This window comes from Pseudomonas sp. R-28-1W-6 (assembly GCF_009799925.1).
Taxonomy (GTDB): domain Bacteria; phylum Pseudomonadota; class Gammaproteobacteria; order Pseudomonadales; family Pseudomonadaceae; genus Aquipseudomonas.
Window position 1 is genome coordinate 81,934 of record NZ_WELK01000010.1, and the last position, 26,979, is coordinate 108,912.

At 68.0% G+C, this 26,979-nt stretch carries 23 protein-coding genes and 1 pseudogene; 8 read left to right on the plus strand and 16 right to left on the minus strand.

The annotated features are described in order from the left end of the window. Nucleotides 1–292 precede the first annotated feature (292 nt). The 3 genes and pseudogenes from F3I62_RS16475 to F3I62_RS16485 all read right to left on the minus strand — a co-directional run bounded on the left by F3I62_RS16475 (nt 293) and on the right by F3I62_RS16485 (nt 4,012). Nucleotides 293–2,006: pseudogene (locus tag F3I62_RS16475) on the minus strand (DEAD/DEAH box helicase). A gap of 285 nt (nt 2,007–2,291) precedes the next feature. After that, on the minus strand, nt 2,292–3,047 hold the full coding sequence (locus tag F3I62_RS16480; protein WP_160490725.1) for a spermidine synthase: 756 nt from the start codon (nt 3,045–3,047) through the stop codon (nt 2,292–2,294). After that, complete coding sequence (locus F3I62_RS16485) at nt 3,044–4,012, minus strand: AraC family transcriptional regulator (RefSeq protein WP_160490726.1); 969 nt, start codon at nt 4,010–4,012, stop codon at nt 3,044–3,046. The genes F3I62_RS16480 and F3I62_RS16485 overlap by 4 nt, the downstream gene beginning before the upstream one ends. 103 nt (nt 4,013–4,115) lie before the next feature. Here F3I62_RS16485 and F3I62_RS16490 point away from each other — a divergent pair, with 103 nt between their 5' ends. From F3I62_RS16490 to F3I62_RS16520, 7 genes are all read left to right on the plus strand, one after another. After that, on the plus strand, nt 4,116–5,465 hold the full coding sequence (locus F3I62_RS16490) for an NAD(P)/FAD-dependent oxidoreductase (protein WP_160490727.1): 1,350 nt from the start codon (nt 4,116–4,118) through the stop codon (nt 5,463–5,465). Beyond that, nucleotides 5,446–6,363 carry a bile acid:sodium symporter family protein gene (locus tag F3I62_RS16495; RefSeq protein ID WP_160490728.1) on the plus strand — a complete coding sequence of 306 codons (918 nt, stop codon included), beginning with the start codon at nt 5,446–5,448 and terminating at the stop codon, nt 6,361–6,363. The genes F3I62_RS16490 and F3I62_RS16495 overlap by 20 nt, the downstream gene beginning before the upstream one ends. Further along, on the plus strand, nt 6,360–7,142 hold the full coding sequence (locus F3I62_RS16500) for an SDR family NAD(P)-dependent oxidoreductase (RefSeq protein WP_160490729.1): 783 nt from the start codon (nt 6,360–6,362) through the stop codon (nt 7,140–7,142). The genes F3I62_RS16495 and F3I62_RS16500 overlap by 4 nt, the downstream gene beginning before the upstream one ends. Continuing rightward, nucleotides 7,142–7,882 carry a sulfite exporter TauE/SafE family protein gene (locus F3I62_RS16505; RefSeq protein WP_160490730.1) on the plus strand — a complete coding sequence of 247 codons (741 nt, stop codon included), beginning with the start codon at nt 7,142–7,144 and terminating at the stop codon, nt 7,880–7,882. Before F3I62_RS16500 ends, F3I62_RS16505 begins: the two co-directional genes overlap by 1 nt. After that, a complete protein-coding gene (locus tag F3I62_RS16510) occupies nt 7,879–9,669 on the plus strand; it encodes an amidohydrolase family protein (RefSeq protein ID WP_160490731.1) in 1,791 nt (596 codons plus the stop codon). Before F3I62_RS16505 ends, F3I62_RS16510 begins: the two co-directional genes overlap by 4 nt. 301 nt (nt 9,670–9,970) lie before the next feature. Next, a complete protein-coding gene (locus F3I62_RS16515) occupies nt 9,971–11,317 on the plus strand; it encodes a class II 3-deoxy-7-phosphoheptulonate synthase (protein ID WP_160490732.1) in 1,347 nt (448 codons plus the stop codon). A 200-nt stretch (nt 11,318–11,517) separates the two neighbouring features. Then, the gene (locus F3I62_RS16520; protein WP_160490733.1) at nt 11,518–12,270 is read left to right on the plus strand and encodes a M48 family metallopeptidase; all 753 of its coding nucleotides are present in this window, start codon (nt 11,518–11,520) and stop codon (nt 12,268–12,270) included. Nucleotides 12,271–12,329: 59 nt separating this feature from the next. On the opposite strand, the gene F3I62_RS16525 is transcribed toward F3I62_RS16520, so the two are convergent. From F3I62_RS16525 to F3I62_RS16540, 4 genes are all read right to left on the minus strand, one after another. Then, nucleotides 12,330–13,529 (minus strand): winged helix-turn-helix domain-containing protein, encoded by a 1,200-nt coding sequence (locus F3I62_RS16525; RefSeq protein WP_160490734.1) that lies wholly within the window; start codon nt 13,527–13,529, stop codon nt 12,330–12,332. A 108-nt stretch (nt 13,530–13,637) separates the two neighbouring features. Next, nucleotides 13,638–14,087, minus strand: coding sequence for a DUF3291 domain-containing protein (locus tag F3I62_RS16530; RefSeq protein ID WP_160490735.1), 450 nt, complete (start codon nt 14,085–14,087; stop codon nt 13,638–13,640). Between the two features lie 32 nt (nt 14,088–14,119). Beyond that, a complete protein-coding gene (locus F3I62_RS16535; RefSeq protein ID WP_160490736.1) occupies nt 14,120–15,064 on the minus strand; it encodes a DMT family transporter in 945 nt (314 codons plus the stop codon). A 57-nt stretch (nt 15,065–15,121) separates the two neighbouring features. Then, entirely contained in the window at nt 15,122–15,355 is a 234-nt protein-coding gene (locus F3I62_RS16540; RefSeq protein WP_160490737.1) for a DUF1127 domain-containing protein, read from the minus strand. Between the two features lie 97 nt (nt 15,356–15,452). Between F3I62_RS16540 and F3I62_RS16545 the strand changes: the two genes are divergently transcribed. After that, on the plus strand, nt 15,453–16,307 hold the full coding sequence (locus F3I62_RS16545) for a LysR substrate-binding domain-containing protein (protein ID WP_160490738.1): 855 nt from the start codon (nt 15,453–15,455) through the stop codon (nt 16,305–16,307). Between the two features lie 133 nt (nt 16,308–16,440). Here the strand turns inward: F3I62_RS16545 and F3I62_RS16550 are convergent, their stop codons facing one another. The 9 genes from F3I62_RS16550 to F3I62_RS16590 all read right to left on the minus strand — a co-directional run bounded on the left by F3I62_RS16550 (nt 16,441) and on the right by F3I62_RS16590 (nt 26,973). Beyond that, nucleotides 16,441–17,016 carry an elongation factor P gene (locus tag F3I62_RS16550; protein ID WP_160079282.1) on the minus strand — a complete coding sequence of 192 codons (576 nt, stop codon included), beginning with the start codon at nt 17,014–17,016 and terminating at the stop codon, nt 16,441–16,443. A gap of 34 nt (nt 17,017–17,050) precedes the next feature. After that, the gene (earP, locus tag F3I62_RS16555; RefSeq protein ID WP_160490739.1) at nt 17,051–18,193 is read right to left on the minus strand and encodes an elongation factor P maturation arginine rhamnosyltransferase EarP; all 1,143 of its coding nucleotides are present in this window, start codon (nt 18,191–18,193) and stop codon (nt 17,051–17,053) included. Nucleotides 18,194–18,257: 64 nt separating this feature from the next. Further along, complete coding sequence (locus F3I62_RS16560) at nt 18,258–20,633, minus strand: diguanylate cyclase domain-containing protein (protein ID WP_160490740.1); 2,376 nt, start codon at nt 20,631–20,633, stop codon at nt 18,258–18,260. 158 nt (nt 20,634–20,791) lie between these two features. Beyond that, complete coding sequence (locus F3I62_RS20435) at nt 20,792–21,718, minus strand: methyl-accepting chemotaxis protein (RefSeq protein WP_160490741.1); 927 nt, start codon at nt 21,716–21,718, stop codon at nt 20,792–20,794. Between the two features lie 88 nt (nt 21,719–21,806). Beyond that, a complete protein-coding gene (locus F3I62_RS16570) occupies nt 21,807–23,075 on the minus strand; it encodes an OprD family porin (protein WP_160490742.1) in 1,269 nt (422 codons plus the stop codon). Nucleotides 23,076–23,194: 119 nt separating this feature from the next. Beyond that, nucleotides 23,195–24,421 carry a benzoate/H(+) symporter BenE family transporter gene (locus F3I62_RS16575; RefSeq protein WP_160490743.1) on the minus strand — a complete coding sequence of 409 codons (1,227 nt, stop codon included), beginning with the start codon at nt 24,419–24,421 and terminating at the stop codon, nt 23,195–23,197. A 150-nt stretch (nt 24,422–24,571) separates the two neighbouring features. Then, nucleotides 24,572–25,513, minus strand: coding sequence for a catechol 1,2-dioxygenase (gene catA, locus F3I62_RS16580; protein WP_160490744.1), 942 nt, complete (start codon nt 25,511–25,513; stop codon nt 24,572–24,574). Nucleotides 25,514–25,543: 30 nt separating this feature from the next. Beyond that, nucleotides 25,544–25,834 (minus strand): muconolactone Delta-isomerase, encoded by a 291-nt coding sequence (gene catC, locus F3I62_RS16585; protein ID WP_160490745.1) that lies wholly within the window; start codon nt 25,832–25,834, stop codon nt 25,544–25,546. Between the two features lie 17 nt (nt 25,835–25,851). Beyond that, nucleotides 25,852–26,973 carry a muconate cycloisomerase family protein gene (locus tag F3I62_RS16590; RefSeq protein ID WP_160490746.1) on the minus strand — a complete coding sequence of 374 codons (1,122 nt, stop codon included), beginning with the start codon at nt 26,971–26,973 and terminating at the stop codon, nt 25,852–25,854. Between the last annotated feature and the right edge of the window lie 6 nt (nt 26,974–26,979).

Genomic DNA, 26,979 nt, shown 5'->3' on the forward strand with positions numbered 1-26,979 from the left:
TACGACACTGAATACGAGGCATCCCTGCTCCTGCCCCAGGCGATCTGGACGCTGCCGGCGCAGGAGCCCGGCCGGGGCGAAACCTGCAGCGATGACAACACCGCGCAGCGGGTGCAACCCGCTCAATCACTGGCACGGACAGGACACTGGCTGCGTCGAGACGGTGCAGGCCAGCAGGGCTGGAGAGGCCGCGCTCGCGGTTGAGGCGGCAGTTGCGCGAAAGCGTACCTGTGCCGAAATGCGGACATAAAAAAGCCCCGCACCAGGCGGGGCTTGTTCATACAGCCGAGGATCAATCCTCGCGATAACGACGCAGCTTCAGGGCCTTGCCGGCAACGCGGGTGTCCTTGAGCTTGCCGAGCAGGCGGTCGAGGCCTTCTTCCGGCAGCTCGATCAGGCTGAAGGTCTCGCGGATCTGGATGCGACCGATGGCTTCGCGGGCCAGGCCACCCTCGTTGAGGATCGCGCCGAGCAGGTTCTTCGCGGCGATGCCGTCGCGAGTGCCCAGGGCGGTACGGCAACGGGCACGGCCTTCGGCCAGCGGCACCGGCGCACGACGCTCGCGCGGAGTGAACTCACCACTGCGCTCGCCATCACGCTCGCGACGCTCGCGCGGGGCGCTGACGGTCGGCACCAGCGGCTGCTCGCGCTCGACGTCGGCCAGGTTCAGCGACTGGCCATTGGTGGCCTTGCGCAGCAGGGCCGCGGCCAGGGCACGCGGGCTGCAGCCGATATCGGCGACCAGGCGGTCGAGCAGCTCGCCATGGCTGGCTTCGGCATCGGCCACCAGCGGCGCCAGGCTGTTGGTCAGCTTCTTGATGCGCGCATCCAGCACCTGCTGGGCGTTCGGCAGGCGCACTTCGGCGACCTTCTGCCCGGTCACGCGCTCGATCACCTGCAGCATGCGGCGCTCGCGCGGGGTCACCAGCAGCAGCGCACGGCCAACGCGACCGGCACGGCCGGTACGACCGATACGGTGCACGTAGGACTCCGGGTCGTACGGCATGTCGACGTTGAGCACGTGGGTGATGCGCGGTACGTCGATGCCGCGGGCGGCCACGTCGGTGGCGACCACGATGTCCAGACGGCCGTCTTTCAGCGACTCGATGACGCGCTCGCGCTGGTTCTGCGCGATGTCACCGTTCAGCGCGGCCACCTTGTAGCCCTTGGCTTCCAGCGCGGAGGCCAGGTCCAGGGTGGCTTGCTTGGTGCGCACGAAGGCGATCAGGGCGTCGAATTCCTCGACTTCCAGCAGGCGCGACACGGCCTGGACCTTCTGGTCGGCATGCACCATCAGATGCGCCTGCTCGATCAGCGAGACGGTCTGGGTCTTGGCGGCGATCTTGATGTGCTTCGGTTCGCGCAGGTGCTTCTCGGCGATGGTGCGGATCGAGGCCGGCAGGGTCGCGGAGAACAGCACGCTCTGGCGGCTGGCCGGCATGGCCTGGAAGATCACTTCCAGGTCGTCCATGAAGCCCAGCTTGAGCATTTCGTCGGCTTCGTCCAGCACCAGGTGGCTGATGGTCGACAGCAGCTGGTCGTTGCGGCTCAGGTGGTCGACCAGGCGCCCCGGGGTGGCCACGATGACCTGGGCACCCATGCGGATGGCCTTGAGCTGCGGGCCCATCGGCGCGCCGCCGTAGACGGCGACCACGTTCAGGCCGGGCATCTGCTTGGAATAGGTTTCAAACGCGGTGGCCACCTGCAGGGCCAGCTCGCGGGTCGGCGCGAGGATCAGCGCCTGCAGTTCACGCTTGGCCGGGTCGATCTTCGACAGGATCGGCAGGGCGAACGCGGCGGTCTTGCCGGTACCGGTCTGCGCCTGGCCGATCATGTCGTGGCCGGCGAGGATCACCGGGATCGCCTGGGATTGAATCGGGGACGGTTCTTCGTAGCCCACCGCGGTCAGCGCAGCGAGAATAGAAGGATGAAGGCCGAGTTCGGCGAAAGTGCCGGTTACTTCCTGGGTCATGGGTCTGCCTCTAGGTGCATCCGCAAAGACCCAAGTTCCAAAGCTGCACATGCCATGTAGGACCCGAAGGTCACCCTGGCAGCCGTGTAGGCGGGGATTTGCGAAAACTAATATGGATAACGTCAAGGATAGTCCGCGGAGCGGACAAGCAGCGAAGACAGTGCTTCGTGGAGTTGCTTCACCTGAACCTGGCCAGATTTTGGCCGGGCGCGAATCATACAGGAAAATTATGACCGCGAGACAGATTTTTTGACGCCCCGCTCAGTTTGCCCGACCGGCAACCCCTGCGCCGCGGTCGCCGGGACTCCGGCCGCCGCGCTCAACTGGCCGGGCGCAGCACGTCGATCAGCGGCTGCAGCGAATAGCCCAGGCGCGGCGCCAGCTCGGCGGCGCGGGCCGAGAGCAGTTCGGGCAGCAGTTCCTGCTCCAGGTCGGCCGGCACCAGCAGGATGACGTTGCCCTCCTTCACCGGAATCTCCCAGTAATGGCGGTGATAGAGGCCGCGCAGCAGGGCCGCGCCGAGCGGCTTGCCGTCGTCAGTGCCCCACTGGTTGATCACCAGCCAGCCGCCCGGGTTGAGCTTGGCCTGGCAGTTTTCCAGGAACTTCCAGGCCAGGTGGCCGACCGCCGGGCCGGTGTCGGTGTACAGGTCGAGGAAGATCAGGTCGGCCGACTCGGCGCTGTCGAGCAGTTCCAGGGCATCGCCGATGCGGATGGTCAGGCGCGGGTCGTCGGCCAGGCCGAGGTATTCCATGGCCAGGCGCGGCACGTCCGGGCGCAGCTCGATCACCTCGACATCGTCCAGGTTGAGGAAGCTCAGGCAGGCCTGGGTCAGGTTGCCGGCGCCGAGGCCGAGGAACAGCGCGGTTTCCGGTGCCTCATGGCACAGCGCACCGAGCAGCATGGCGCGGGTGTAGTCGTACTCCAGCCACCTGGGGTCGCGGGTGAACACGCAGCTCTGCTCGATCGCATCGCCGAATTCGAGGAAGCGGTAGTCGCCGACTTCCAGCACACGGACCAGGCCGAACTCGTCCTGCACCTCGGCCAGCACCCGTTCTTCGCGTAAATCACTCATTCACTCTGCCCCTGGCGAAACTGCCCTGGTGTCATGCTGCTCCAGCGGCGGAAGGCCTTGGCGAAAGCACTCTCATCGGAAAAACCGAGACGCTCGGCGACGTCGGCCAGGCGCGGCGACTCGCGCAGCAGCCGCTCGGCCATGGCATACAGGACCTGCTCGCGCAGCAGCTTGAAGCTGCTGCCCTCCTCGGCCAGCTTGCGGTTGAGGTGGCGCCCGCTCAGTGCGAGCTGCTCGGCGACGCGCTCCTTGCCCCAGCGCGGATGCTGGCGCAGCAACTGCTGCACGCGCACCGCCAGGCTCTGCGTCCCCAGGCGCTCGAGCAGGCTGTCGGCAAGGCCGCGCAGGTGCTCGCGCATCAGGGCGTTGGCCTGGATCAGCGGCACCCGCAGGTCCGCCTCGGCAAACAGCAGCGCATTGTCGGCGGCCTCGAACTGCAGCGGGCAATCCAGCAGCCCGGCATAGCTGGCCGCCGCGCCGCGGGCGGCGTGGCTGAAGCTCAGCTGCAACGGGCCCAGCTTGTTGCCGGCAATCCAGCGCGTCATCTGCAGCAGGCTGGCCAGCACCGCCTCGACCCGTTCCTCGCGGCGCACCTGGTAATGCGGCTGGTAGACCAGGCGGACCTGCCCGGGAACCCGCTGCAGGCTGAACTCGCCGCCCTCGCCGACGATCGGGTAGTACTCGAGCAGGGCCTCTAGCGCCTCGCCGACCGTTTCGCAGCTCATCAGCAGGGCGCCGACCATGTCCAGATGGCCGACCTGCAGGGCGCAGCCCAGGCGCAAGCCGATCAGCGGATCGCTGGAGGCGCTGCAGAAGGCCTCCCACAGGGCATCCTGGCGCGCCAGGGGAATGCGCGCCTCGCCATCCAGCGCGCGCAGCTCGGCCGGCAGCGGCAAGGCCAGACGCTCGGCGGCCTGCAGAATGGCCTGGGCGTAATGCACGGTGACGGAAGGGGTGCTGCTCATGGTCCTGAATTAACCGGGAAAGGTCCTGATTGAGCCGTTACGGCCTGCGCGGGGGTGCATATGCTCACGGAATAACCATAGAAAGACAATCGAGACGCCTTGCATGCACGCCATTATCGGAGCCGGCCCCATGGGGCTGGCGGCTGCCCGTCAGCTACAGCGCCATGGTATCCCCTTCGTCGGCTTCGAGCTGCACAGCGATGTCGGCGGCCTGTGGGACATCGCCAACCCGCACAGCACCCTGTACGAGTCGGCGCACCTGATCTCGTCCAAGGGCACCACCGCCTTCGCCGAATTCCCCATGCCCGCCGAGGTGCCGCACTACCCGCGGCACCAGCAGATCGGCCAGTACTTTCGCGACTACGCCGCGCACTTCGGCCTACGCGAGCACTACCAGTTCAATACCCGCGTGCTGCAGCTGGAGCGCCTCAACCAGGGCTGGCGCCTGGTCAGCGAGTGTGCCGGCGTGCAGCGCGAATGGCAGTTCGACGGCGTACTGATCGCCAACGGCACCCTGCATATGCCCAACCAGCCGGCCCTACCCGGTTCGTTCGCCGGCGAGCTGCTGCACTCCTCGGCCTACAAGTCAGCCGACATCTTCGCCGGCAAGCGCGTGCTGGTGGTCGGCTGTGGCAACTCGGCCTGCGATATCGCCGTGGATGCCGTGCACCGCGCGGCTTCGGTCGACCTGTCGGTGCGTCGCGGCTACCACTTCCTGCCCAAGTTCATCCTCGGCAAGCCCACCGACACCTTCGGCGGCGCGGTCAAGCTGCCGCGCCGGCTCAAGCAGTGGGTCGACGGCCTGCTGGTACACGCCCTGCTCGGCAAGCCCTCGCAGTACGGCCTGCCCGATCCGGACTACCGCCTGTACGAGTCGCACCCGGTGATGAACTCGCTGGTGCTGCACCATATCGGCCATGGCGATATCCAGCCGCGCGGCGATATCCAGGCGGTCAATGGCCATACGGTGACCTTCGCCGATGGCAACCAGGCCGACTACGACCTGATCCTCCAGGCCACGGGATACAAACTGGACTACCCCTTCATCGACCGCGCCGAGCTGAACTGGCCCCTGGACACTGGCGCGCCGCAGCTGTACCTCAATGTGTTCCACCCGCTGCACCGCGACCTGTTCATGCTCGGCATGATCGAAGCCTCCGGCCTCGGCTGGCAGGGCCGCGCCGAGCAGGCCGAGCTGGTCGCCCTGGTGATCCGCCAGCAGCTCGACGGCCATGCCTCGGCCGCGCGCTTCCACCAGCAGGTACAGCAACGCTTCGCCCAGCGCCTGGACGGCGGCTACGCCTACCTGCAGCTGGAACGCATGGCCTACTACGTGCACAAGGACAGCTACCGCGCCGCGCTCAAGGCGCATAGCGCCGAGCTGCGCGCCGACCTCGCCCCTATCGCCCCGACTTCGACCCAGGAAAGCCTCGATGCCTGCCGTCACTCTTGAGTTTTCCCCCAGCGCGATGATCGCGCTGAACGCCATCATCGCCCTGATGATGTTCGGCGTATCCCTGGAGCTGCGCGCCGATGACTTCAAGCGCATCCTGCGCTCGCCCAAGGCGCCGCTGATCGGCCTGTTCGTGCAGTTCGTGCTGCTGCCGGCCAGCACCTGCCTGCTCACCAGCCTGCTGCCGATCGACCCGAGCCTGGCCCTGGGCATGATCCTGGTCGCCACCTGCCCGAGCGGCACCTTTTCCAACATCATGACCTGGCTGGGGCGCGGCAACGTCGCCGTGTCGGCCAGCGTCACCGCGGTATCGAGCCTCACCGCGGGGATCTTCACCCCGCTCAACTTCGCCCTGTACGCCGGACTCAACCCCAACACCCGGGCGCTGCTGACCGAGATCAGCGTCGAGCCAGTCGAGCTGCTGGCCATGGTGCTGCTGGTCCTGGTCTTGCCGATGGTGCTAGGCATGCTGCTCGGCAAGCGCCGCCCGCAGCTGGCGCAGAAGCTGGAGAAACCGCTGCGCACCTTCTCCCTGCTGGTGATGCTGGCCTTCGTCGGCGGCGCCTTCGCCAAGAACTTCGAACAGTTCATCGAACACTTCCACCTGTTCTTCTGGCTGGTGGTCACGCTCAACGGCATGGCCCTGCTGCTCGGCTACCTGTGCGCGCGCCTGTGGCGCCTGCCGGAGGCCGACGTGCGCGCCGTGACCCTGGAAACCGGCATCCACAACTCGGCCCTGGGCATGGCGCTGATCTTCACCTTCTTCCCCCAGGCCGGCGGCATGCTGCTGATTGCCGCCTTCTGGGGTTGCTGGCAGTTGCTCGCCGGGTTGCTGCTGGCGCTGTTCTGGGCGCGCCGGCCACCGGTCGGCGTCGTCACCGCCGAGGTGGCCCGATGAGCGTAGTGCTGATCACCGGCGCCGCCAGCGGCCTCGGCTGGGAGCTGGCCAAGGCCTGCCACGCCCGTGGCGACAGCCTGCTGCTCACCGATATAAATGCCAACGGCCTGGCCGCACGGGTCGCCGAACTGGGCGGCGAGCGGGTCGAAGGCCTGTCCGGCGATATCACCGACCCCGAGCTGCACCGCCAACTGCTCGACGCCTGCCGAGTGCTGTTCGGCCGCCTCGACCTGCTGTTCAACAATGCCGGCATCACCCACCGCTCGCCGACCACCCGCACCGACCCGGCGGTGTTTCGCCAGGTCATGGCGGTGGACTACCACGCGCCGCTGGAGCTGACCCTGGCCGCCTTGCCGCTGCTGCGCGAGAGCCGTGGCCAGGTCGCCGCCATCGGCTCCATGGCCGGCTGGATGCCGGTGCTCGGCCGCGCCGGCTACTGCGCGGCGAAAAGCGCCCTGGGCCAGGCCTTCGAGGTGCTGCGCGCGGAAATCGCCCGCGACGGCATCCAGCTGCTGATGGTCTACCCGAGCTTTCTCGACACCCCCATCGACCGCAACGCCCTCGGTGGCGACGGCCAGCCGGCCGGCCACGCACGCTCGACCGTCGGCAAGGTGCGCGGCGCCGACTGGATGGCCGGGGAAATCCTCAAGGGCCTGGCTGCCGGCCAGCAACGCCTGTTCCCGGACCGCGGCAGCTGGTTGGCCAGCCTGCTCTGGCGCGTGGCGCCGGCGCTGTACTACCGGCAGATGAGCCAGCGCTTCGCCGCGGAGCTGGACTGATGGCCTTCGCACCCTATGCGCTGGGCGCCTTTATCCTGCTGGCCTACACCCTGGAAGCCGTCACCGGCTTCGGCAGCATCGTCATCGCCTTATCACTGGGAGCATTGCTGCTGCCCATCGACCAGCTGCTGCCGGTGCTGGTACCGCTGAATATCGGCATGACCGGCTACCTGGTCTGGCGCCACCGCGCGCAGATCGACCGCCCGCTGCTGCTCGGCACCATCCTGCCCGGCATGCTGCTCGGCACCCTGCTCGGCTACCTGCTGCTGCCGTACCTGGACGAAGCCCTGCTCAAGCGCTGCTTCGGCGCGCTGATCTTCTGGTTCGCCGGGCGTGAACTGTGGCGCCTGCGCCATGCCACCACGCTGCCGGTGCGCCCGCAGTGGCTGACCCGCTTGCTGACTCTAGGCGCTGGCCTCAGCCATGGCCTGTTCGCCTCCGGCGGGCCGCTGCTGGTGTTCGGCCTGGCCGGCACCAGCCTGGACAAGGCGCGCTTTCGCGCGACCCTGGTCAGCGTCTGGTTCACGCTCAACAGCCTGCTGACCCTGGCCTTTCTCGTCGATGGCCGCCTGCTACCGGCGCTGCCGCAGGTACTGGTCTATGCCCCGCTGCTGCTGGTCGGCCTATGGGCCGGCGAGCGCCTGCACCGGCGCTTCGACGAGCGTCACTTCCGCATCGCCATCTACATCCTGTTGCTGGTCACCGGCACCCTGCTGCTGGCCCCCTGGAGCCTGCTATGAGCTACGACATCATCATCAAGAACGGCCTGTACTTCGACGGCACTGGCGCCCCCGGCGCACTGCGGCATGTCGGCATCAAGGCCGGACGCATCGACGCGGTCAGCCTCAGCCCGCTGGATGAAAGCGGTTGCCCCGAGGTGCTGGATGCCGCCGGCCACTGGGTCACGCCGGGCTTTCTGGAAATCCACTCGCACTACGATGCCGAAGTGATCGCCGCGCCGGCGCTTAAGGAATCGGTGCGCCACGGCGTGACCAGCGTGACCATCGGTTCCTGCTCGATCAGCATGGTGCTGGCCGATGCCGAGGACTGCTCGGACCTGTTTACCCGCGTCGAGGCGGTGCCGCGCGAATACGTGCTGCCGATCCTGCAACAGAAGAAGACCTGGCGCGACGCCGCCGGCTACCGCGCCTTCTACGACCAGCAGCCGCTGGGGCCGAACGTCAGCTCCTTCCTCGGCCACTCCGAGCTGCGCGTGGCGGTGATGGGCCTGGAACGCGCCACCCGCAAGATCAAACCGAGCGAAGCCGAGCTGCAGCGCATGGAGCAGCTGCTGGAAGAGGCGCTGGACGCCGGCTGCATTGGCCTGTCGGTGATGACTACCAAACTGGACAAGATGGATGGCGACCGCGCCTGGTCCAGCCCGTTGCCGTCGACCTTCGCCAGCTGGACCGAGTTCTCCCGCCTGTTCGCCGTGCTGCGCCGGCGTGGCGCGGTGCTGCAGGGCGCGCCGGACGCGGTGACCAAGGTCAACGTGTTCGCCTTCCTGTACCAAGCCCACGGCTGGTTCAGGAAGCCGCTGAAGTGCTCGATGCTCACCGCCCTGGACCTCAAGTCGCAGCCGCTGCTGCACCGCTTCACCCGCCTCTCCGGCTGGCTGGCCAACCGCGTGCTGCGTGGCCACTTCCGCTGGCAGACTCTGCCGGCGCCCTTCACCCTGCGCCTGGAAGGGCTTAACGTGAACGCCTTCGAGGAGTTCGGCGCCGGCGAGATCCTGCGCAATATCAAGGACCCGGACGAGCTGTACGCCAAGGTGCTGGAGCCCGAGTTCCGTGCCCTGTTCAAGCAGCAGGTCAAGGCCATCCTGACCAAGGGCCTGTGGCACCGCGACTTCTCCGACTGCTGGGTGACCGAGTGCCCGGACGCCAGCATGGTCGGCCAGAACTTCAAGCAACTCGGCGCCGTCCGTGGCCTGGACCCGGTAGACGCCTACTTCGAGATCGCCTGCCAGTACCGCGAGGCGTTGAAGTGGACCACCTGCTACGGCAACCAGCGCCTGCCAGTGATGCACCAGCTGCTGGCCAGCCCCTGGACCCAGCCGGGCTTCGCCGACTCCGGCGCGCACCTGCGCTCCATTGCCCAGTACAACTTCCCGCTGCGCTTGCTCAAGTACGTGCGCGACGCCGAACTGGCCGGCACCCCGTTCATGGACCTGGGCCGCGCCGTGCACCGGGTCAGTGGCGAGCTGGCCGACTTCATCGGCGTGGAGGCCGGCACCATCCGCGTCGGCGACCGCGCCGATGTGGTGATCGTCAACCCGGCCGGGCTGACCGACGAGCTGGACGAGATGCATGAGGCGCCGATGGAGGTGATCGGTCTGCAGCGGGTGGTCAAGCGCAACGACGCGGCGGTGGACGCCACCCTGATCAACGGCCGCATCGCCTACCGCCGTGGCAGCGGGTTCCCCGAGGCGCTGGGCAAGCAGCGCGGCTTCGGCTGCTTCCTGCCAGGGCGTGAGGTATTAGCGCGCACCGCGCCAGCACCCGGCTTCAAACCAGTCAGCGCCTGATGTAGCCCGCGATGTGAGCGGCGCCCCCTCGCATGGGTAACGACGTAGGGTGGATCACGTTTCACCGATCCACCGAGCGGGGTCATTGGTGGATGAGCAGAGCGTCATCCACCCTACATTCTGGATTGCGGCTTTCCCCCGTCCTACATGCTGCGCCGCTCTATCTCCTGCAGCCATGCAGTCGCCTCCCTTACCCATGAGAAGGCGTCACGGCGCCGCGCCCCCTGCTCTATCGCGCCCAGGCCGCGGCTGATCGGTTACCATGGCTATCTGCATGTACCGCTGATAGCCGAGAAGTCTGATGTCGCAAGCCTGGAGCCCCGAAAGCTGGAGAAGCAAGCCGATCCAGCAGCAACCCCAATACCCGGACGCCGCCCACCTGCAGCAGGTGGAAAAGACCCTGGCCGGCTATCCGCCGCTGGTCTTCGCCGGCGAGGCGCGCGAGCTGCGCCGCCAGTTCGCCGAGGTCACCCAGGGCCGCGCCTTTCTCCTGCAGGGCGGTGATTGCGCGGAAAGCTTCGCCGAGTTCTCCACCCTGAAGATCCGCGACACCTTCAAGGTGCTGCTGCAGATGGCCATCGTCATGACCTTCGCCGCCGGCTGCCCGGTGGTGAAGGTCGGGCGCATGGCCGGGCAGTTCGCCAAGCCGCGCTCGGCGGGCGACGAAACCATCGACGGCCTGACCCTGCCCGCCTATCGCGGCGACATCGTCAACGGCATCGGCTTCGACGAAAAAAGCCGCGTGCCGGACCCGGAGCGCCTGCTGCAGGCCTATCACCAGTCCACTGCCAGCCTCAACCTGCTGCGCGCCTTCGCCCAGGGCGGCTTCGCCGACGTGCACCAGGTGCACCAGTGGAACCTGGACTTCATCGCCAATTCCGCCTTGAGCGAGAAGTACCACCAACTGGCCAACCGCATCGACGAGACCCTGGCCTTCATGCGCGCGGTGGGCATGGACAGCGCGCCGCAACTGCGCGAAGTCAGCTTCTTCACCGCCCACGAGGCGCTGCTGCTCAACTACGAGCAGGCCTTCGTCCGCCAGGACAGCCTCACCGGCGGCTGGTACGACTGCTCCGCACACATGCTGTGGATCGGCGACCGCACCCGCCAGCTGGACGGCGCCCACGTCGAGTTCCTGCGCGGCGTCGGCAACCCGATCGGGGTCAAGGTCGGCCCGAGCATGGACAGCGACGAGCTGCTGCGCCTGATCGACATCCTCAACCCGGACAACGACCCGGGCCGCCTCAACCTGATCGTGCGCATGGGCGCCGACAAGGTCGAGCAGCACATGCCGCGCCTGGTGCGCGCCGTGCAGGGGGCCGGCAAGCAGGTGCTGTGGAGTTCCGACCCCATGCACGGCAACACCATCAAGGCCAGCAGCGGCTACAAGACCCGCGACTTCGCGCAGATCCTGTCCGAGGTGAAGCAGTTCTTCGCCGTGCACCAGGCCGAGGGCACCTACGCCGGCGGCATCCATATCGAGATGACCGGGCAGAACGTCACCGAGTGCATCGGCGGCGCGCGGCCGATCACCGAGGCCGGCCTGTCGGATCGCTACCACACCCACTGCGACCCGCGGATGAACGCCGACCAGTCCCTGGAACTGGCCTTCATGATTGCCGAGACGCTCAAGCAGGTGCGCCGCTAAGCGCCGCGGCCCGGAGGGCGCCGCACGGCGCCCGCTATGCCAAGTGAGACCTGTTTCAGTGCCCGAGCCGGCCACCTGTGCAACAATTCGCGCAGTCTGCGGGCTCCGGTGTCTTGAGTCCGGAACGTGATCCAGCGCTCTACAAGCACCACCCAGCCGGGAATGACTCGCGGCTTATACCCCACCAAGGAAGATGACCGATGAAACTGCAACGCCCCCTTTCCGCCCTCGCCCTCGCCACCCTGCTCGCCGGCTGCCAGAACATGAGCCCGGACGCCATGCTGCAGACCGGCATGATGGCCATGCAGGCCGCCACCCTCAGCGATGCCGAGGTCAAGAGCCAGGCCGACCAGGCCTGCATGCAGATGGACGCCGAAGCGCCCATCGCCGATGCGGACAGCGAATACACCCAGCGCCTGAACAAGATCGCCGCCAACCTCGGCAGCCAGATCCACGGCACCCCGGTGAACTACAAGGTCTACCTGACCGACGAGGTCAACGCCTGGGCCATGGCCAACGGTTGCGTGCGCGTGTACAGCGGCCTGATGGACCTGATGACCGACAACGAAGTGGAAGGCGTGCTCGGCCACGAGATGGGCCACGTCGCCCTCGGCCACACCAAGAAGGCCATGCAGGCCGCCTACGCCACCTCGGCCGCGCGCAATGCCGCGGCCTCCTCGGGCAATGGCACCGCCGCCGCCCTGTCCAGCTCGCAGATCGGCGAACTGGGTGAGGAGCTGGTCAACGCGCAGTTCTCCCAGTCCCAGGAGTCGGATGCGGACGACTTCTCCTTCGACCTGCTGACCCAGCGCGGCGTCAAGCGCGAAGGCCTGGTCACCGCCTTCGAGAAGCTGGCCAAGCTGGGCGGCGGCGAGAGCAGCATGTTCGACTCGCACCCGGCGTCCGCAGAGCGCGCCGCGCACATCCGCGCGCGCATCGTCGCCAACAAGTAAGCCTCACCCGCCAGGCTTTGTAGGGTGCGCCGTGCGCAGCAAAGGGTTGCACGCGCGCCCTACAGACAAGCCCTCAGCCGCTCGGCCACCGGCGAACGGCAATTCAGGCCGACCTCCGGCAGGCCCAGCCAGGCGGCCAGCGCCCGCAACTGCGCAGCCAGGGCCGCCAGCGCCGCCTCATCCATCTCGCCCTCCACGTGCACGGCATGCACCGCCAGGCGCCCCTGCGCCCGCTCGCTGCGTAGGTCGAGCCGCGCCAGTAGGCGCTCGTCGTGCAGGAACGGCAGTACGTAGTAGCCATACAGGCGCTTGTGCTGCGGGGTGTAGATTTCCAGGCGATAGCGGAAGTCGAACAGCCGCTCGGTGCGTTCGCGCGCCCAGATCAGCGAGTCGAAGGGCGACAGCAGCGCGCTGGCCCTGATCCGCCGCGGCAGCTTCGGCTCGCCGCGGCAGTAGGCCGGCTGCGTCCAGCCCTCTACCGCGACGCTCTGCAACTCGCCGGCTTCGACCAGCTCGGCGATGCGCGCCTTGCTGTCGGCTGCATCCAGCCGGTAGTAGTCGCGCAGATCCTTCGCCGTCGCCACCCCCAGGGCATCTGCCGAGCGCAGCAGCAACTGGCGCTGCGCCTCGTCCTCATCCAGCTCGGGATGCTCGAACTGCGCCGCCGGAATCACCCGCTCCGGCAGGTCGTACAGGCGCTCGAAGCTGCGCCGCCCGGCCACCGTGACTTCGCCGGCGGCAAACAGCCACTCCAGCGCATGTTTCTCCGCGCTCCAGTCCCACCAGGGCCCGGCCCGCTCGGTGCGGGTGCTCAGGCTGCCCGCGCCGAGGGCGCCCTGCTCGCGCACGCAGCGCAACACCCGGGCGATGACCTCGCGTTGCTGCCGACCGAACTCGGCCAGCTGCCGGTAGATGCCCTGCCCGTCCGCCGCACGGCGCATGCGCCAGCGCAGCAGCGGATACAGCTCCAGCGGCAGCAGCGAGGCCTCATGCCCCCAGTACTCGAACAGCCCACGGCGCCGCGGCTGGCCCCAGGCCAGTTCGTCGAGCAGCGCCGGTTGGTAGTGGCCGAGACGCGAGAAGCCCGGCAGGTAGTGCGAGCGCACCAGGGCATTGACCGAGTCGATCTGCAGCACGCCGAGGCGCTCGATCTGCGCCAGCAGCTGGCGCTGACCGATGGCGGCGCGCGGCGCACGGCCGAAGCCCTGGGCGGCCAGGGCCAGGCGACGGGCTTGCGACAAGGACAGGGAAAGGCTCATGGCGCCTATGCTAGCAGGCTGTTGAGCAACCACCCGCGTTGCCGATGCGTCGGCAGACACAGCCTGCCAGCCGGATTGCCCGGCAGCGCCAGCCCGCTCAGGGCCGGGCTAGGCAATCGGCGCGGCAAAGCGCTGGCGGAAGCTGAACGCCTGAGCCGTCGGCCCCGACTCGCGCAGCAGACGCAGACGCTCGGCGGCCTCCTGCACATCCGGCAGATGCCCGGCCGGCACCCACCACAGCACCATGTGCGCCTCGCCCAGGCGGCTGAACCACTCGTTGCGGCGCTTAAGCATCTCGCTATGGGCGGACTTGTAGACGTAGTCGCTGAGCGATTCGACATCCTCCCAGAGCGACAGATTGACCAGCACCTGCGCGCCGAACGGGCGGATCGCGGTGGCATCGCCGGCCTCGTCCTGCAGGCGCCAGACATAACCCGGCGAGCTCTCGGCCAGGGCATTGATGCGCGCCAGGTTGGCGACGAAGTCGGCCATGCCCGGCGCCTCCAGGGGTTCCTTCATGCTGGCGATATTCAGTTGCGCCAGGTGGTAACGGGACATGCTCTCTCTCCTTGATTTCAGGCATCCACGATTCACTCTTGTTCGGCCAGCCGCCGCCCGGCGAGCAGCCGCTTGCGCACCCAGGCATGGTTGCTGACCAGCATGATGCCGAGCAGCACCAGCAGCGCGCCGATAATAAAATTGCGGGTCAACGGCTCATCGAGGATCAGCACGCCGAAGCTGACACCGAACAGCGGGGTCATGAAGGAAAACACCGCCATGTTCGAGGCCAGGTAGCGGCGCAGCAGCCAGAACCAGGCCAGGTAGCTGAAGAAAGACACCACCACGCCCTGCAGCAGCACGCTGGCGATGCTGATCGGCGTCCAGCGGATCGGACCCAGTTGCCCGATTGCCGCGGCATAGCCGAGCAACAGCAGAAACGACACGGCCAGCTGATAGAACAGGGTCAGGGTCGGCGGCGCCTCGGACAGCCGCGAGCCGCGCACCACCACGGTGGTCGCGCCCCAGGCCATGCCGGCCAGCAGGCCCAGGCCGTCGCCGAGCAGCAGGTTCCTGTCCAGCCTGGCCCAGTCCAGTTCGCCGCCGAAGGCCAGGGCGATGCCGCCGAAACACAAAGCAATGCCGCCCCACTGCAGGGGACGCAGGCGTTCGCTGGGCAGCAGCAGGTGCAGGCCGAGGGCGGAGAAGATCGGCGCGGTATAGAGGAAAACCGCCATGTGCGAGGCCGAGGTGTACTGCAGGCCGCGGGCGATGAAGAAGAACTCCAGGGCGAACAGGCCGCCGGCCAGCACCCCGGCGCGCCAGGTGCCGCGCAGCCAGCCCTGCCAGCCGCGCTGCCAGAACATCACGCCGGCCACCAGCAGCGCGGCGATGCCCGAGCGCAGGGTCACCTGCAGCAGGGGCGCGATATCCGCCGCGGCCAGCTTGATCGCCACCTGCTGGATGCCCCAGATGGCGCACAGCAACAGCATCAGTTGGAACAAAAATGCATCGGCGCCCTTGCGCGTACTGCTCATGCCCGCGCTCCGGCCCACATCGAAAACACCATTGCCACTCCTCGATAACACAACCCTTCAACGCTTGAGCGGATCATCCCAGAACGGCCGCTCGCTTTCCTGCAGCGCATCGGCACGGCTCAGGCCGATATCCTTGAGCGCCTGCTCATCGAGCATGGCCAGCAGCCGACGCTGCTCGGCCAGCTGCCACCAGCGCGCCGCCTGGCGCCAGGCGGCCAGCAACAGGGCCAGCGGACGCACCCGGCCGGCACTGCTCGATTGGACTACGGCATAACCTTTTTGACCTTTCATCTCGACGCCCTCCCGGTGGGGTTGGCGCCAGTCTCGCGCTGGGATTAAGATCAATCCAACGAATGTTTCTTATGCCAGACATCTCGGAGATTGATCAATGGCCAATTACCCGAGCATCGATACCGAACTGCTGCGCAGCTTCGTGGCCATCGCCGATCTGGGTGGCTTCACCCGCGCGGCCGAGGCGGTCAACCGCACCCAGTCGGCCATCAGCATGCAGATGAAGCGCCTGGAAGAAGACGTGCTGCAGCGCCCGCTGTTCCAGCGCGACGGCCGCCAGGTGCGCCTCACCGCCGAAGGCCAGGTGCTGCTCGGCTATGCCCGGCGCATCCTCAAGCTGCACGGCGAGGTGTTCAACACCCTGCGCGAACCACACATGGTCGGCTCGGTGCGCATCGGCACGCCGGACGATTACGTGATGCGCTTCATGCCCGGCATCCTCGCCCGCTTCGCCCAGGCCTACCCGCTGGTGCAGGTGGAGCTGCACTGCGAGCCGTCCTACCAGCTGCTGCAGCGCCAGGACCTCGACCTGACCATCGTCACCCGCGAGCCGGGCAAGGAGATCGGCCAGCTGCTGCGCCAGGAGCGCTTCGTCTGGGCCGAGGCCATCGGCTTCAGCCCCCACGAACAGACGCCCATGCCGCTGGCCATGTTCAACGCCGACTGCTTCTGCCGGGCCTGGGCCTGCAACGCCCTGGACGCCATGGAGCGCGAATACCGCATCGCCTATACCAGCCCCAGCCTGTCGGCGATCTTCGCCGTGGTCAGCGCCGGCCTGGCGGTCACCGCCCAGCTGCAGAGCCTGATCACCCCGGACATGCGCATCATCGGCGAGGCCGAGGGCCTGCCGACGCTGCCGATGACCAGCATCGTGCTGCTGCGCAAGCAGAACAGCCAGTCGCAGGTCACGGAAACCCTGGCCGAGCACATAGTCGAAGGCTTCCGCCTGTAGCGCCGCAAGGTGCGCCGCGCGCAGCGCAAACTGCGCGCAAGTGCCGGCTGCGCACGCCCCCTGCGCAAAAAACGCAGGCATGAAAAAGCCCGGCACTTGGCCGGGCTTCTTGTCACGCGCGAGACGCTGAGGCTTAGGCCTGCGGCGCCTGGGTGCGGCCCTTGTAGGAACCGTCGCGGGTGTCGATTTCGATCCAGTCGTCGATGTTGCAGAAGTCTGCAACCTTGACTTCGGTACCGTTGCTCAGCTTGGCCGGCTTCATCACTTTGCCGGAAGTGTCGCCACGGGCGGAGCCTTCGGTGTAGGCGATCTGGCGCACGATGGTGGTCGGCAGGTCGACGGAGATGACCTTGCCTTCGAAGAACACGGCTTCGCAGACGTCGGTCATGCCTTCTTCGATGAACGGCAGAACGCTTTCCAGGTCTTCTTCGCGCAGTTCGTAGGAGTTGAACTCCGGGTCCATGAACACGTAGTCGGTGCCGCTGATGTAGGACAGGGTCACTTCCTTGCGCTCAAGGATAACCGGCTCCATCTTGTCGTCGGCCTTGTAAACGGTCTCGGTCTTGGAGCCGTTGATCAGGTTCTTCAGCTTCATTTTGACGATGGCGCTGTTACGACCGGACTTGGTGAACTCGGCTTTCTGGATCAGCCAAGGTTGACCGTCGATCAGGGCCACACTGTTGGGTTTCATTTCTTGTGCGGTTTTCATACGAATATCCGGATTTTGATGGAGGTACGAATTTCTAAGCCGCGCATGATAGCCAATTTCGGTAAAACTCTGCCAGCGCCGCGGCAAGATCAGGACGAGAGGCTTGCTGCGCGGCCCAGCGCTCGGCCTGTTCGGCCACTTGCGGCCAGACCTGCTCCAGCGCCAGCCAGCTCTCGCCCATGCCCTGCCCGGCGTTCCAGGCCCGCCACAAGCCGGCCACCGCGCTCGCCGCGGCCGGCGACAGCTCGGCCAGGTACAGCGCCAGGAAGGCCTCGAGCTTGTCCCAGTGGGCCTGCTCGTCCTGCTCGTAGATGTGCCAGAGCAGCGGCCGCGCGGCCCACTGGGCGCGCACGAAGGAGTCCTCGCCGCGCACCGCATTGAAGTCGCAGGCCCACAGCAGCAGGTCGTAATCCTCCTGACGGAGGAACGGCAGCAGGTGAATCCGCAGGTTGCCGCGCTGCCAGCCGTGGCCGGGGAGCAGCTCGCCCTCGCCCAGCCAGCGCTGCAGATCACCGAGGATGCGCCCTTGCGGCACCAGCAACTGGGTCGGCCGTGACCCGGCGGCCAGCACGTCCAGCCATTCGCCCAGACCCGGATTCTCGTAGGCGAACAGCGAGATCAGCCGAGCCCCGGCCAGCGGCGGCACACCCAGGCCGGCGAGAAAGGCCTGACGCGCCTGCGCATCGGCCTGGAAGGCCTGGCGCCGGGCGAGCAGGTCGCCCTCGCGCAGCAGCCCGCCGGTGTCGGCGCGAAAGCCGGGAAAGAAGAAGAACTTCTGCAGGCCACCCGGCTGTGGCGACGGCAGGCCGTGGCAGCCACCGACCCAGGCCTCGGCGCTCAGGTATTCCAGGTTCAGCCACAGCGGCTGGCGCGGGCGCGCCGCCATCGCCGCGGCAAAGACCGCCGGCAGATGGCAGGCGAAGGCCTCGATCACCACGTCGGCGGGTTCCACCGCCGGCCAGTCGGCCGGCCAGTGGCAGACCGTGACGCCCGCGATGAGCTGCTGCGCCGCCGCCGGATCGGTCTGCGGGCACAGGCGCTGCAGCGCCGCCAGGTCGTCGACCCACAGGCGCACGGTCGCGCCCTGCTCGGCCACCAGCTGGCGCGCCAGGCGCCAGGTCACCCCGATATCACCGTAGTTGTCCACCACGGTACAGAAAATGTCCCAGCACGCCATCGGCCGTCCCCAGCAAACAATCGGCGCACCTTAAGCGCTTGGCCCGCCCAGGGAAAGCCCCCGCTCAGGGCGCCAGGCAAAAGCGGCTGCGCCCCGCCTGCTTGGCCTGGTACAGCGCCTGGTCGGCCTTCTCCAGCAAGGACTGCGCGCAGGGCGTCTGCCCGTCGAGCATGGCCACGCCGATGCTGGTGGAAACCTGCAGCTGGTGCTGGCGAACGTGCAGCGGCTCGTCCATGGCGTCGAGGATCTTGGCCGCCACTTCGCAGGCGTGCCCGACCGCCGGCAGGTGCTGCAGGAGAATGACGAACTCGTCTCCGCCCAGACGGGCCACCGCGTCGCTGGCGCGCACGTGGCGCTCCAGGCGTGCGGCGAAGACCTGCAGCACCTCGTCGCCCACCGCATGGCCCAGGCTGTCGTTGATCTCCTTGAAGTGGTCGATATCCAGGTACAGCAGGGCCAGGCCATGGCTGCCGGGGCCGTGTTCGGCGAGCGCATGCTCCAGCGCCTCCATCAGGGCCGCGCGGTTGAGCAGCCCGGTCAGGCTGTCGCGCAGGGCGCGCAGACGGAACTGCTGCTCCAGCGCCCAGCGTTCGGTGATGTCCCAGAGAATCAGGTAGAAGCCGCGCACCTCGCCGCCGATATCCAGCTCCGGCACGTAGCGCGCCTCCAGATAGCGCTCGTTGTCCTGCACCTTGAGCGCCCGCTCGAAGGAGGTCTGCTGGCCGGCCAGGGCCCGCTGCACATGGGGCTGGATGAAGCCGTACTCCTGGGCCCCGAGCAATTCGAGCAAGGTATGCCCGAGGCACTGCGCCTCGATCTTGCCGAAGGTCTGCAGGAACGGCTTGTTGCAGTAGCGCAGCACCTCCCGCGTGTCGACAAAGGCCACCACGGCCGGGATCGCATCGGTGACCGAGCGCAGCAGCTGCTGGTTGAGCAGCACCTCCTGCTCGGTTCGCTTGCGCTCGGTGACATCGCGCATGAAGGCGCTGAACTCGCGCTGCGCGCCGCTGCCACTGGTGCTGATGGTGATTTCCACGATCAGTTCGCTGCCATCCTTGCGCAGGGCCGGCAACTCGACGCGCTGGTTGATCACCGGGCCCTGGCCGGTCTCGAGAAAGCGCGCCATGCCCTGGTGATGGGCGCTGCGCAGACGCTCGGGGATGATCAGCGAGGTCAGCGGGCGGCCGATCACCTCGCCGCGCGTCCAGCCGAAGATCCGGCTCGCCTCGGAGTTCCAGTCGCTGATCACGCTGTGCTGGTCGACGCAGACGAAGGCCTCGTGGGAGCTCTCGATGATGCGCTGGGTGCGCTCCATGTTGGCGCGCAGCACCGCCTCGGAAGCCATGCGCTTGGCCACCTCCTCGGTGCGTTCGGCCAGCAGGCGCTGGTTGTTCTCGAAATCGACCTGATGCCCCAGCTCCGAGCCGAGCAGGCCGGCCATCAGCTGCAGGGTCTGCACATCGGTGGCGCTGAAGGCATTGGCCTGCTGCGCCATGATCTTCAACACGCCCACCGCCTTGCCGGCCAGCAGCAAGGGCGCCACCACCATCGAGGCCACGCCGATCCGGCGGCAGGCCTCCTGGTCGACCCGCGGATCCTCCTCGGTATCCGGCGACATCAGCACCGAGGCCGAACGCACGCACAGGCCGGACAGGCTGTTGCCCATCGCCAGGCGCAGGCCGACGAAAGGCGCCACGCTGCCACAGGCCGCGCGATAGACCATCTCCTCGCCCTCTACCAGCTCCACCACGGCGCCCGAGGCCGGGGTCAGCGCCTGCATCTGCTGCACCATCAGGTCGAGGAACGGCTCGAGGTCCAGCTCGGCCTGGGCCAGGCGGGCCTGGGTGGCGATGATCCGCGCCAGGTTGTCGCTGTGCGACTGCAACTGGCGCAGCAGGTACTCGCCCTTCTGCACCTCGGCCAGCAGGTGGGTATTGACCCGTTCGATCAGCATGGTTCGCTCGTGCACCTGTTCCTGCAGGCGCTCCTGGATCTGGGCCATGGCTTCGGCGGCGCGCTTCTGGTCATCGATGTCGGTGCAGGTGCCCAGCCATTTGACGATCTGCCCGCCGGCCCCGCGCAGCGGTTCGGCACGCCCCAGGTGCCAGCGGTAGCTCTGGTCGGCGGGCCGCAGCAGGCGGTATTCCACGGCATAGGCCTCGCCACTGGCCAGGGCCTGCCGCCAGCGGGCCAGGGTGGGCTGCAGATCATCCGGGTGCAGCATCGCCTGCCAGCCGGCTTCGCTCGGCGTGCCCGGCCTGGCGCCGATGTAGTCCCACCAGCGCCGGTTGAAATAGTCGACCACGCCATCGGCCCCGGTGGTCCACACGATCAGCGGCAGGCCATCGGCCATCTGGCGAAACCAGCATTCGCCATCGACGTCATGCAGGGCCCGGGCGAAATCGGTGGCCAGGGTGGTTTCGAGGTCAGCTTCGCTCATCGCGCGTCCGCCTGGGGCTGGATCAGGGCAGGGAGTGGTGTCGGCTACCCCTAACAGTAGCCCAGCATCCCTGACCTGGATCGCCACGTGCCGGACGCGGCGACGAGCACCCGGCACGCCGGCCGCTCGCGCCTGGCTCACGCCGCGTCAGGCACCGCTCAGCCGGGGGCAGCCGCCGCGCACAGCGCCTGCAGGTGCAGGGTGCGTTCGCGCTGGCCGGCCAGCTGGGCGACGATGCGCAGCACGATCTCCTGGCGCGCCTGGGCCCCGGCGCGCATCTCGGCCATGGCCTGCAGGGCCGCGCCGGTGGTGCCCAGGCCGTTGCGGGTGGAGTCGGCGGCCTGCTGCATGCCCAGCCGCGCCTCATCGGCCGAACGCTGCAGGCTGCCGGCGATCTGGCGGATCTGCTCGCTGGAGTCGTTGGCGCGGGTGGCCAGGTGGCGCACCTCGTCGGCGACCACGGCAAAGCCGCGGCCCTGCTCGCCGGCCCGCGCCGCCTCGATGGCGGCATTGAGCGCCAGCAGGTTGGTCTGCCGGGCGATGTCCTGGATGCCGCCGACCAGCGCGGCGATGCGCGTGGACTGCGCGCCCAGCTCGTTGAACAGCTGCTCCACCTCGCCCATGTAGCCGCTGAGCTGCTCGATGGCGGCCGCCGCGGCCTGGATGCTGGCCGCGCTGGCCTGCACCTTCTCGCCGCCGGCGCGGGCCAGTTCGGTGGCGTACTGCATGTCCGCCTCGCTGCGCTGGATGCTGTCGAGCAACTCGTCCAGCGGCTGGCCCAGATCGGGCAGCGGCGCAGCCGGCGCTGGCTCGGTGCTGGGCGCTGCCGGCACGGGCACCGGCACCTCGACATAGAAGGTCTGCGGCGCGGGTAGCGGCGGTCGCCGGGCATAGGCGATGGCCGCCAGCAGGCCGCACAGCAGCGCGGCGCCGAGCGCCCAGACGGCCAATGCGCCCGGCCACAGGCTGCCCAGCACGCACAGCGCGGCCAGGCCCTGCCACCAGGGGCCATGGGAATAACACAACATAGGGACTCCTTGAGCTAAAAGGCCGGGCCACAAGGCCCGGCCGCCTGGACGGTGCATTCGCTCTCGTAGGGTGCGCCGCGCGCACCACAGGCCCGGCACAAGCCCTGGTGCGCACGGCGCACCCTACGCAAGAGCCGATAGCCGCTTACAGCAGGTTCCAGGTGTAGTTGAAGATCAGCCGGTTCTCGTCGATGTCGCTGCGGTAGTTGGAGCGCGCGGTGACGTTGCGCACGCGCACGCCGAGGTTTTTCAGCGGGCCGCTCTGCACCACGTAGCCGATATCCAGGTCGCGCTCGAAGTCCTCGCCCTCGAAGCCACGACCGGTGTCGACGTTGTCGCCCTCGATGTAGCGCACCCCGGCGATCAGCCCCGGCACGCCCAGGGCGCTGAAGTCGTAGTCGTAGCGCACCTGCCAGGAACGCTCGTCGGCCGAGGCGAACTCGTAGGTCGGCACCTCGTTGCCCAGTGGCGCGATGTTGGCGAACACCCGCGGGAAGGCGCTGTCGCCGTACATGGCCTGGTAGCCGAGGTAGAAGGTGTGGCCGCCGTGCTTGGCCGACAGCAGGGAGAAGAACGCCTGGTTGTCGATGTCGCCGAGCAGGCGCTCGCCGTCTTCCTCGGCGTCGTAGTAGCCGAGGTTGGCGCCGAGGGTCCAGGCGCCCAGCGGCTGGCTGTGCTTGAGGCCGAGGAAGCGCTGGTTGTAGATGTCCTCCAGCTGGCCGTACCAGGCGCTGGCGGTGCTGCGCGCGGCATTGAAGGCGTAGTCGCCGCCGGCATAGTTGAAGGCATCGCTGATAGCGCCGCGCTGCGGCAGGTGGCCGAGCATGGCGATCATCTGGTCGTCGCCGGCTTCGTTGCGCAGGCTGGTGGAGTTGAGATGGCCGGCCTGCAGGGTCAGCCCGGCGATCTCGCTGGAGGTCAGGTTCACGCCCTGGTAGCTCGGCGGCAGCAGGCGGATGTCGGAAAACGCCAGCACCGGCAGGTTCGGCTGCAGCTCGCCGACCTTCAGCTCGGTCTTCGACAGGCGCACCTTGCCGGTCACGCCCAGGCGGCTGTATTCGTCGGCCGCCTCGCCGTCGTCCTGCACCGGCAGCAGGCCGCTGTTGACCCGCCCTCGCCCGCTGTCGAGCTTGATGCCGAGCAAGCCAATGGCGTCCACGCCGAAGCCCAGCGGGCCCTCGGTATAGCCGGATTTGACGTTGAGGATAAAGCCCTGGGCCCACTCCTCCGCCTTGGACTGCTGGTTCGGCCCGACTATGTCGGAGAAGTCGCGGCTGAAGTAGTAGTTGCGCGCGTTCAGGGTCGCGCTGCTGCCGTCGATGAAACCGCCTTCTGCGGCGCTGGCCAGGCCGGGGATCGCGGCGGCAATGGCGGTGCACAGAAGGCTGGAGTGGCGTTTGTGGTGGTTGTTCATGCAAGTACTCTTATTGTTATTACCAGGTTGCAGAAACCCGCCCCGGCCCCTGACGGGGCCCGGCATCGCAAGATCGGGCGGGATGGAGCGCCGCCTGCGCACCCGCGCAGGCGGCCGATTCAGGGCTGGCGGGCCGGCGCGGCGGGCTCGGCCAGTGGTGTGGCGGCGGCCGCTGCCGGGCCTGTGCGCCAGCGCAGCAGCAGGTGCGCGGCGATGCCGAACAGCAGGCCCCAGAAGGCCGCGGACAGGCCGAGGAAACTCATGCCCGAGGCGCTGACCAGGAAGGTGATCAGCGCCGCCTCGCGGTCATCCGGCTGGCCCATGGCATTGGCCAGTGCCGACCCGATCGCGCCGAATAGCGCCAAGCCCGCCAGCGCGGCGATCAGCGCCTGGGGAAAGGCGGCGAACAGCGACACCAGGGTGGCGCCGAACAGACCGAACAGCAGGTAGACCGCGCCGCCGACCACCGCCGAGACATAGCGTTTGTCCGCCTGTTCATGGGCCTCGCGGCTGGTGCAGATGGCCGCGGTGATCGCCGCCAGATTCAGCCCATGGCAGGCGAACGGCGCCAGCAGCAGGCTGCCCAGGGCACTGGCGCTGATGATCGGGCTGGCGGGGGTCGCGTAACCGGCGGCGCGCAGCACCGCCATGCCCGGCACGAACTGCCCGGTGAGCGCCACCAGCACCAGCGGCAGGGCGATATTGAGGGTCGCCGCCAGGCTGAACGCAGGGCTGATCCACAGCGGCGTGGCCAGTTCGAACAGCAGCGCCTCCTGGCGCAGCTGGCCGCTGGCCAGGGCGATCAGGGTGCCGACCAGCAGCACCGCCATCACCGCATAGCGCGGCGCCAGGCGCTTGACCAGCAGATAGGTGGCGAACATCGCCAGGACCAGGCCCGGCTGCTCGTCGATGGAGAGGAACAGCCGGGCGCCGAAGCTGAACAGGATGCCGGCCAGCATGGCCGCGGCGATGGCGCCGGGCAGTTTGCCGATGAGGCGGTCGAAGGTGCCGGACAGGCCCACCAGCAGGATCAGCAGGTTGGCCACCAGATAGGCGCCGACCGCCTCGTTCAGGCTGACCTGCGGCAGCAAGGACACCAGCAGCGCCGAGCCCGGCGCCGACCAGGCGATGACGATGGGTACCCGGTAACGCAGGCTGAGGACGATGCCGAGCACGGCGCTGCCGATGGAAATGGCCCACACCCAGGATGCCACCACGGCATGGGACAGGCCGGCGCTGTCGGCGGCCTGGAAGATGATCACCAGCGGCCCCGCGTAGGAGATGACCGTGGCGATGAAGCCGGCGACCAGCGCCGACAGGGAGAAATCGCGGAACAAGGCGTGCATGGGGCCTCGCAAGGTAAGCATGGCGTTCCTTGGGAAACGCTCTTGTTGTAATGGCTCCGTAGGGTGCGCCGCGCGCACCAGCAACCCAGTGCGCGGGGGCTGGTGCGCACGGCGCACCCTACAAGAGCGGTAACCCAGCCTGGGTGACGGTCAGGCCTGCTGCAGGGCGCGCGGACGGGCGCTGCGCTGCTCGGCGGCCGGGGCCGGGGCCTTCTGCAGCTGGAAGTTGAACTCCAGGGTGGCGAAGCGGCTGCCTTCGATGCCGCGGTCGCGGGCCGCGGCGGCGTCCTCGACAAACTGGATGTCGCCGACCAGGCCGTCGCGGGTGGCGTAGGCGAAGTCGTCCCACAGGTACTGCTCGCCGGCCAGGTTGATCTGGGTGGTCAGGTGACGATGGCCCGGCGCGGAGATGAAGAAGTGGATGTGCGCCGGGCGCTGGCCGTGGCGGCCGAGCAGGTCCAGGCATTCCTGGGTCGGGCCGTCCGGGGCGCAGCCGTAGCCGCACGGCACGATGCTGCGGGCGCGGTAGCGGCCCTCGGCGTCGGTGACGATGCGCCGGCGCAGGTTGTAGGCGCTCTGGCTCTTGTCGAAGTAGGAGTAGTTGCCCTGGGTGTTGGCATGCCACAGGTCGACCACGGCGCCGGCCACCGGCGCGCCGGCGCTGTCGCGCACCACGCCTTCGAGGAACATCACGGTGGCCTGGTCCAGCTCGCTGCCGTCGTCCATCCGCGCCTCGCCTTCGCAGACCGGGGCGCCGGCCACGTACAGCGGGCCTTCGATGGTGCGCGGGGTGCCGCCGGTGAGGCCGACCTGGGCGTCCTTGGCGTCCTGCAGCAGGTCGAGGAAGTGCTCGATGCCCAGGCCAGCCGCCAGCAGGCCGGCTTCGTTGCGCCCGCCCAGGCGGTTGAGGTAGTCCACCGCCTTCCAGAATTCGTCGTCGCTGACTTCCAGGTCTTCGACGATCCTGGCGATGTCGCTGATGATGCGCAGGGTGAGCTGCTTGAGGCGCGGGCTGCCCTGGTCGTTGTTGAGGCCGCTGGCCTCCTTGAACAGGTCCTGGACTTCGGCAGTGTGGCTAACTTTGACGGTCATGATGATTTCCTCGCTTGTTGTTGTCGGGGCTTAGCGGTCGTCGCTGTGAATCGACGAGGGGTGGCGGCAGACGCCGTCGATTTCGATATCCATGTAGGGGAACAGCGGCAGCTGCAGCAGGGTGTCGTGCAGGGCCTCGACGCTGGCCACGTCGAATACGCTGTAGTTGGCGTAGTGCCCGGCGATGCGCCACAGGTGGCGCCACTTGCCTTCGCGCATCAGGCCCTGGGCCAGTTCCTTCTCGTCGGCCTTGAGCTGGGCGGCCTTGGCCGGGTCCATGTCGGCCGGCAGGCGGACGGTCATCTTCACGTGGAACAGCATGGCGATTTCCTCTCAGGTCACTTGCGGGCGAAGAACGCCAGGCGCTCTTCGTCCAGGGTCAGGCCGAGGCCGGGGGTACGCGGCACCTGCAGGGCGAAGTCGCGGTAGACCGGCGGCTCGCTGACGATTTCTTCGGTCAGCAGCAGCGGGCCGAACAGTTCGGTGCCCCAGGTCAGCTGGCGCAGGGTGACGAAGGCATGGGCCGAGGCCAGGGTGCCGATGGCGCCTTCGAGCATGGTTCCGCCATACAGGGCGATGCCGGCGGCTTCGGCGATCTGCGCGGTGCGCAGCACGGCGCGCGGGCCACCGTTCTTGGCGATCTTCAGGGCGAAGATGCTGGCCGCCCCATCGGCGGCCAGGCTGAAGGCATCCTCGACGCTCTCGATCGACTCGTCGGCCATGATCGGCGCCGGGCTGCGCTGGTTCAGGCGCACCTGGCCGGCGCGGTTGATGCGCGAAATGGGCTGCTCGATCAGGTCGATGCCGTTGTCGCCCAGCACCTGGCAGGCGCGGATGGCCTGGGACTCGTCCCAGCCCTGGTTGACGTCGACGCGCACGCTGGCACGCTCGCCCAGGGCCTGCTTGATGGCGATGACGTGCTTGAGATCCTGCGCCACCGGGTTGGCGCCGATCTTCAGCTTGAAGAGGCGGTGGCGGCGCAGGTCGAGCATCTGCTCGGCCTCGGCGATGTCCTTGGCGGTGTCGCCCGAGGCCAGGGTCCAGGCCACTTCCAGGCTGTCGCGCACGCGGCCGCCGAGCAGCTCGCTGACCGGCAGGCCCAGGCGCTTGCCCTGGGCGTCGAGCAGCGCGCTTTCCAGGCCGGACTTGGCGAAGGTGTTGCCCTTGGCCGCCTTATCCAGGCGCAGCATGGCGGCATTGATGTTGGCCGCGTCCTGACCGACCAGCAGCGGGCCGAGGTGGCTGTCGATGTTCTGCTTGATGCTCTCCGGGCTCTCGTTGCCATAGGCCAGGCCACCGATGGTGGTCGACTCGCCGATGCCTTCGAGGCCGTCGCTGCAGCGCACGCGAATCACCACCAGGGTCTGCCGCTGCATGGTGTGCATCGCCAGCTTGTGCGGGCGGATGGTCGGCAGGTCGACGATCACCGCCGACACGCTTTCGATCAGGACTTGGCTCATTTCACT

Coding starts and splice junctions, on each gene's coding strand:
- F3I62_RS16550 (WP_160079282.1), bottom strand. CDS start 17,016: ATGAAAACCGCACAAGAAATGAAACCCAACAGTGTGGCCCTGATCGAC.
- catA (WP_160490744.1), bottom strand. CDS start 25,513: ATGACCGTCAAAGTTAGCCACACTGCCGAAGTCCAGGACCTGTTCAAG.
- F3I62_RS16505 (WP_160490730.1), top strand. CDS start 7,142: ATGGCCTTCGCACCCTATGCGCTGGGCGCCTTTATCCTGCTGGCCTAC.
- catC (WP_160490745.1), bottom strand. CDS start 25,834: ATGCTGTTCCACGTGAAGATGACCGTCCGCCTGCCGGCCGACATGGAC.
- F3I62_RS16560 (WP_160490740.1), bottom strand. CDS start 20,633: ATGAGCGAAGCTGACCTCGAAACCACCCTGGCCACCGATTTCGCCCGG.
- F3I62_RS16490 (WP_160490727.1), top strand. CDS start 4,116: ATGCACGCCATTATCGGAGCCGGCCCCATGGGGCTGGCGGCTGCCCGT.
- F3I62_RS16510 (WP_160490731.1), top strand. CDS start 7,879: ATGAGCTACGACATCATCATCAAGAACGGCCTGTACTTCGACGGCACT.
- F3I62_RS16540 (WP_160490737.1), bottom strand. CDS start 15,355: ATGAAAGGTCAAAAAGGTTATGCCGTAGTCCAATCGAGCAGTGCCGGC.
- F3I62_RS16495 (WP_160490728.1), top strand. CDS start 5,446: ATGCCTGCCGTCACTCTTGAGTTTTCCCCCAGCGCGATGATCGCGCTG.
- F3I62_RS16570 (WP_160490742.1), bottom strand. CDS start 23,075: ATGAACAACCACCACAAACGCCACTCCAGCCTTCTGTGCACCGCCATT.
- F3I62_RS16515 (WP_160490732.1), top strand. CDS start 9,971: ATGTCGCAAGCCTGGAGCCCCGAAAGCTGGAGAAGCAAGCCGATCCAG.
- F3I62_RS16525 (WP_160490734.1), bottom strand. CDS start 13,529: ATGAGCCTTTCCCTGTCCTTGTCGCAAGCCCGTCGCCTGGCCCTGGCC.
- F3I62_RS20435 (WP_160490741.1), bottom strand. CDS start 21,718: ATGCACCGTCCAGGCGGCCGGGCCTTGTGGCCCGGCCTTTTAGCTCAA.
- F3I62_RS16535 (WP_160490736.1), bottom strand. CDS start 15,064: ATGAGCAGTACGCGCAAGGGCGCCGATGCATTTTTGTTCCAACTGATG.
- F3I62_RS16530 (WP_160490735.1), bottom strand. CDS start 14,087: ATGTCCCGTTACCACCTGGCGCAACTGAATATCGCCAGCATGAAGGAA.
- F3I62_RS16480 (WP_160490725.1), bottom strand. CDS start 3,047: ATGAGTGATTTACGCGAAGAACGGGTGCTGGCCGAGGTGCAGGACGAG.
- F3I62_RS16485 (WP_160490726.1), bottom strand. CDS start 4,012: ATGAGCAGCACCCCTTCCGTCACCGTGCATTACGCCCAGGCCATTCTG.
- F3I62_RS16500 (WP_160490729.1), top strand. CDS start 6,360: ATGAGCGTAGTGCTGATCACCGGCGCCGCCAGCGGCCTCGGCTGGGAG.
- F3I62_RS16545 (WP_160490738.1), top strand. CDS start 15,453: ATGGCCAATTACCCGAGCATCGATACCGAACTGCTGCGCAGCTTCGTG.
- earP (WP_160490739.1), bottom strand. CDS start 18,193: ATGGCGTGCTGGGACATTTTCTGTACCGTGGTGGACAACTACGGTGAT.
- F3I62_RS16520 (WP_160490733.1), top strand. CDS start 11,518: ATGAAACTGCAACGCCCCCTTTCCGCCCTCGCCCTCGCCACCCTGCTC.
- F3I62_RS16590 (WP_160490746.1), bottom strand. CDS start 26,973: ATGAGCCAAGTCCTGATCGAAAGCGTGTCGGCGGTGATCGTCGACCTG.
- F3I62_RS16575 (WP_160490743.1), bottom strand. CDS start 24,421: ATGCACGCCTTGTTCCGCGATTTCTCCCTGTCGGCGCTGGTCGCCGGC.